The sequence below is a fragment of the Kitasatospora sp. NPDC001159 genome (assembly GCF_053598235.1).
Genome location: NZ_JBSFJV010000203.1, coordinates 1 through 5,385, shown reverse-complemented (window position 1 = coordinate 5,385; position 5,385 = coordinate 1). Strand labels below are relative to the sequence as shown.

Annotated in this window: 5 protein-coding genes and 1 pseudogene; 2 read left to right on the top strand and 4 right to left on the bottom strand. The window is 69.0% G+C overall.

Features of this window, described 5'->3' with window-relative positions:
* Nucleotides 1-49: 49 nt before the first annotated feature.
* Nucleotides 50-313: a 2'-5' RNA ligase family protein gene (locus tag ACWC9T_RS40595; protein ID WP_449826052.1), complete on the top strand. Its 264-nt coding sequence runs from the start codon at nt 50-52 to the stop codon at nt 311-313.
* 142 nt (nt 314-455) lie between these two features.
* Here ACWC9T_RS40595 and ACWC9T_RS40590 read toward each other — a convergent pair whose 3' ends face one another.
* Nucleotides 456-743, bottom strand: coding sequence for a transposase (locus tag ACWC9T_RS40590; protein WP_449826051.1), 288 nt, complete (start codon nt 741-743; stop codon nt 456-458).
* A gap of 48 nt (nt 744-791) precedes the next feature.
* Here ACWC9T_RS40590 and ACWC9T_RS40585 point away from each other — a divergent pair, with 48 nt between their 5' ends.
* Nucleotides 792-1,877, top strand: a complete 1,086-nt coding sequence (locus ACWC9T_RS40585) for an integrase core domain-containing protein (protein ID WP_449826050.1) — start codon at nt 792-794, stop codon at nt 1,875-1,877.
* A gap of 64 nt (nt 1,878-1,941) precedes the next feature.
* Here the strand turns inward: ACWC9T_RS40585 and htpG are convergent, their stop codons facing one another.
* From htpG to ACWC9T_RS40570, 3 genes and pseudogenes are all read right to left on the bottom strand, one after another.
* Complete coding sequence (gene htpG / locus ACWC9T_RS40580; protein WP_449826049.1) at nt 1,942-3,894, bottom strand: molecular chaperone HtpG; 1,953 nt, start codon at nt 3,892-3,894, stop codon at nt 1,942-1,944.
* A 245-nt stretch (nt 3,895-4,139) separates the two neighbouring features.
* Nucleotides 4,140-4,828: pseudogene (locus ACWC9T_RS40575) on the bottom strand (hypothetical protein).
* Between the two features lie 148 nt (nt 4,829-4,976).
* A partial coding sequence (locus ACWC9T_RS40570) for an integrase core domain-containing protein (protein ID WP_449826048.1) occupies nt 4,977-5,385 on the bottom strand: 409 nt, incomplete at its 5' end.

Genomic DNA, 5,385 nt, shown 5'->3' with positions numbered 1-5,385 from the left:
CCGACACCAGCACCCTAGGAACCCAGCCCACCCGAGACGGCAGATACCTATGCCAAACCACCCAAAAGGTCACTCATTCCGAACTGCACCCATCGCTGATCGTTGGCCTGAGGCTCAGCCGTATGGTGGCCGGTTCGCCGAGATCGTGCCGCACCTGACCATCGCTCAGGGTCAGGAAGACGCCGTCCTGGAGGAGATCGAGTCCGACCTCGCCGGCAGGCTCCTGTTCACCTCTCACGTCTCGTCGGTTGAACTCATCGTGCACGACGGGACGAAGTGGCAAGAACGGGCGTCGTTCGCACTCGGAGAATGAAGCAGGTCATGAGGCTTGGCTGGTCCGCTGCCCCTTGGGCAGCGGACCAGCATGAGGGGCTCCGGTCAGCTGGCTTCAGCGTGCTCGGCGCGGGCTCGGGTGCTGGCAAGTCGGTAGGAGCGTGATGCTTTCACTGATCGTTTCAGAATGATCTTTGGAGTCGGCGGAGGCAGATGATGCTGGCGGCAAGTTCGAGGAGTCCCTGGTGGAGGTCGGCTCGGCGTTCGTAGCGGGTGCGGAGCCGTTTGAACTGGTGGAGCCAGGCGAACGTCCGCTCGACGACCCAGCGCGTGCGGCCGCCCTCTCTGTCAGCCTTGGGTGAGACATCCCGCTTTGTCGGGTTAGCCTGAGAGGGCCCGAGTAGGAGTTCCACCCCTGATGACCAGCACCAATCCGTCCGCAGCCGACCCTGTCGGGCTCGAAAAGTCATCGCTGCAGGTGACAGGGGTGGGACGGCCTGGACTGGCACGATGTTCGCGTGATCGTTTCGATGCTGTACAAGGTGGCGCGCAAGCTGCTGTCCATCCCCGGGGTGCTGCTTCGCCGCGACACGGCCAAGGACGCGGAGCTGCTCGTGCTCCGGCACGAGAACGCTGTGCTGCGCCGCCAGATATCAGGACCGCTCCGCTACGAGCCCGCGGACCGGTTCTGGTTGGCGGCGCTGTCCGGCCTGATACCCCGTCGCCGTTGGCGGGCGGTCTTCCCGGTCAGGCCCGGCACGTTGCTGGCCTGGCATCGCCGGCTCATCGAGGCGAAGTGGGACTACAGCACACGGCGCACCCGCACCGGGCGGCCGCCGACCGGAGCGGCGCTCAAGAACCTCGTGCTACGCCTGGCTCGGGAAAACGCGGGGTGGGGGCACAGGCGGATCCAGGGTGAGCTCGCTCGCCTCGGGCACCCGATCGCCGCGTCCACGGTGTGGGGAATCCTCCACGCGGCGGGCATCGACCCAGCTCCGCGCCGTACCGGCCCGACCTGGCGCGAGTTCCTCACGGCCCAGGCCGAGGGCATCATCGCCGTCGACTTCTTCCATCTCGATACGGTGCTCGGCAGGCGCCTGTACGCACTGGCGTTCCTCGAGCACGGTACCCGGCGCCTGCACATCGCCGGCGTCACCGCCCACCCCACCCGGGAGTGGGCGGTTCAGCAGGCCCGAAACGCAGCGGCCAACCTCGGCAGGCGCATGGACTCCCTGCGCTTCCTGCTGCGTGACCGCGACGGCAAGTACGGGCAGTCGTTCGATGCCGTCTTCGAGGCCGAGGAGATGGAGATCCTGAAGAGCGCGCCCCAGGCTCCCCGGATGAACGCCCACTGCGAGCGAGTGATCGGCAGTATCCGCCGTGAGGCCCTGGACCACGTCCTCATTATGAACGAGGCCCACGCCCGGCAGGTCCTGGCCGCCTACCAGCGGCACTACAACGAGCACCGTCCCCACCGGGCCCGCAACCAGATACCACCCGGCGCCGATCAGCAGCCCACCATCGCTCACGACCTCGAAAACGGCAGACTCGTGCGTACCCGCGTCCTCGGCGGCGTCATCAATGAGTATCGGTACGCAGCTTGACCAGCAGCCACGACTTTCCGAGCCCCACACGGTCGGCGGCCGGCGGGCCGCACCCCGGCGGGGGTTACAGGGTGGGGGTGAGGCGATCGGTCAGGAGACGGGTGAAGCGGGCCGGGTCGGGCAGGTCGCCGCCTTCGGCGAGCAGGGCGCTGCCGTGGACGAGTTCGGCGATGTCGGCGAGCGCCGGGTCGTCCGCGTTCGTCTCGTGGGCCCGGCGCAGGGCGGTGACGAGGGGGTGGGTGGGGTTGAGTTCGAGGATCCGCTTGACAGCGGGGAGCTCCTGGCCCATGGCCCGGTACATCTTCTCCAGGGTGGGGGTCAGGTCCTGGGCGTCGCCGACCAGGCACGCCGCGGAGGTGGTCAGGCGGGTGGAGAGGCGGACCTGCTTGACGTGCTCGGCCAGGGTGCTCTGGAGCCAGCCGAGGAGGGCGGCGAAGTCCTGTTCGCGCTGAGCCTTCTCGGTCTTCGCCTCGTCACTGCCGTCGCCGTCGGAGTCGTCGTCGAGGTCGACCTGGCCCTTGGCGATCGACTGGAAGCGGTGGCCGTCGAAGGAGGGGATCTGGTCGGTCCAGATCTCGTCGATGGGGTCGGTGAGGATCAGGACCTCGTAGCCCTTGGCGGTGAAGGCCTCCATGTGCGGGGAGTTCTCCACCATCGCCCGGTTCTCGCCGGTCAGGTAGTAGATGGTGTCCTGGCCGTCCTTCATCCGCGCGACGTACTCGCGTAGCGTGGTCGGCTCCTGCGGGTCGTTGGTCGAGGCCGCGACGACCAGTTCCAGCAGGGCGTCGGTGTTGTCGCGGTCCTCGATCAGGCCTTCCTTGAGGACGCGGCCGAACTGCTCCCACAGCTTGAGGTAGGCCTCGGTGTTGGTGGCCTGCGTGCTCTTGAGGGCGCCGAGGACCTTCTTGACGAGGCGCCGGCGCACGGCGGTGATCTGGCGGTCGTGCTGCAGGATCTCGCGGGAGACGTTGAGGGAGAGGTCGTGGGCGTCGACGACGCCCTTGACGAACCGCAGGTAGTTCGGCATCAGCGCGTCGCAGTCGTCCATGATGAACACGCGCTTGACGTACAGCTGCACACCCCGCTTGGTGTCACGGGAGAACAGGTCGAACGGGGCGTGGGCGGGGACGAACAGCAGCGCCTCGTACTCGAAGGTGCCCTCGGCGCGCATGTGGATCGTCTCGGCCGGGTCCTGCCAGTCGTGGCTGATCTGCTGGTAGAACTCGTTGTATTCGGCCTCGGTCACCTCACTGCGCGGGCGGGCCCACAGTGCCTTCATCGAGTTCAGCGTCTCCGGCTCGCCCCGGCGATCGCTCCCGTCCCGGTCCTCGGCGCCGGTGTCGGTGCCGGTGTCGGCGGGTTCGGCGGCCATGCGGATGGGCCAGCGGATGAAGTCCGAGTACTGCTTGACGATCTGGCGGATCTTCCACGCGGCCAGGTAGTCGCCCAGCCCGTCCTCGCCGTCCGCCGGCTTGAGGTGCAGCGTGACCGACGTGCCCACCGGCAGATCGCCGGCCTCCGCGATGGTGTACGTCCCCTCACCGTCGGACTCCCACACGGTGCCCTGCTCGGTGCCGGCCCGGCGCGTGCGCAGGGTGACCTTGTCGGCGACCATGAACGCCGAGTAGAAGCCGACCCCGAACTGGCCGATCAGGCTCTGCGCCGCGGCCGCGTCCTTGGTCTCCTTGATCTTCGCCAGCAGGCTCGCGGTGCCGGACTTGGCGATGGTGCCGATCAGGTCGACGACGTCGTCGCGGGTCATGCCGATGCCGTTGTCCCGCACCGTCAGGGTGCGGGCGTCGCGGTCGACGTCCAGCGTGATGTGGAGGTCGGAGGTGTCGACATCGAGGCCGGTGTCGGTGAGGGACTCCAGGCGGAGCTTGTCGAGGGCGTCGGAGGCGTTGGAGATCAGCTCGCGCAGGAAGATGTCCTTGTTCGAGTAGATCGAGTGGATCACCAGCTGCAGCAGTTGGCGGGTCTCCGCCTGGAACTCCAGCGTCTGGGTCGGGCTGGCCACGGGAGGCGTCTCCTTCGAGAGGTGGAAAGGGTTCGGACCGGTCGAGCCACCGGGCCCGGTCAACGTACTGCGCGGTCGGGCCCGGGGACGTTCAGATTTTCTGAGGGGCTGGTAAGGCTGTTCGGGGCGGGTGCGGCCGGGGCGGGCGGTGCCGTGGCAGCACGCCGAGAGCCGTCGGGGCATCAACTCACGCCCCCCGCCGGAGTGGTGCTCCTGCAGGCTCATGGTCGTTCACGGCGTGCGGGTCACGGTCCGGCCGATGGTGTGCGGCGCTGCCGGCTGCTGGCGGCGCGCAACTGGTCGGTCCGGGCGATGAGCCGATCGAGCCGGTCGGCGATCTTCGGGTGGTGTGCCTCCAGGAGGGGGCGGGTTTCGGCGAGCGGGGCGAGCAGGCGGACGGGGTCGTGGTGGCCGAGTGCCTCCAGGAGGCGTTCCACGGCGGGGGCCGCCTGGGCGGTGAGGTCGTCCAGGGCGCCGATCTGACCCGCGAGGCGGCGCAGGTCGGCGGCGTTCTCGCGCGCCCAGCTGCTCACCGCGCGGTCGGCTGCGCGCTGGTCGCGGGTGGCCCGGACGCGCTGCTCGCCGGTGCTGCCCGCCCGGGTGCCGGCGTCGGCGTCGGGGCGCAGGCGCAGGTAACGGCGCTCGGCGGCCTGGCGGCTCTGGACGCCGAGGGGTTCGGCGAGGTCGGCCCAGGTCGCGCCGGCGCCGCGGGCGGTCTCGATCAGGCCGGTCTCCCAGCCGGCGAGCTCCTCGCGCAGGTGACGCAGCAGCAGCAGTGCGGACAGGGCCTGCCTCGGGTCGTCCTGGTGGTCGTCCGGGGGGGGGGTGCGTGGCGGGCGGTGCGAGCGGCGGCGTCCATCGTGCCCAGCGCGGCGGCGGCGGCCAGGAACGACGCCGGGCTCACCCCGGCCGCGCCGGTGTTCTGCGGGTTCAGTGCCGTCACCCTTTCGCTGACCGGTTGATTGTCATCGTATGGATGACAAGCTACACCGCAAGGTGTCGAGGCCGCACCAGCCGACGACGCGAGGGCGTAGTGCTTCGAAATGGCTTCACCGGTTGTGATCTGGGGCTTCGTCGAATGGTCAGCTTGCTCGGTGGTACTCGTTGATGAGGCCGGTGACGGCTTGTCGGTGTTCGATCCGGGCTGTCGGGATGGGGATGACGTTCGGGTCATCGAGCGGTGCGAGCTGGTTTCGTCCCTGGTGGGGCCGATGGCCGTTGAAGTGACGGGCGTAGTCGTGGAGGATCTTCGCCGCGTGTCCGCGGTCGAGGATCAGCAGGCGGTCGGTGCACTCCTGGCGTACCGAGCGGATGAACCGCTCCGCGTGCGGGTTGCAGTTGGGGCTGCGTGGAGGGGTCTTGGCGACGGTGATGCTCTCGCTGGCGAAGACGGCGCCGAAGGCGGCGGTGAACTTCGCGTCCCGGTCCCGGATCAGGTGGCTGAAGTCGGCCGCGCGCTCGCCGAGCTGCCACAGCAGATGGCGGACTTGC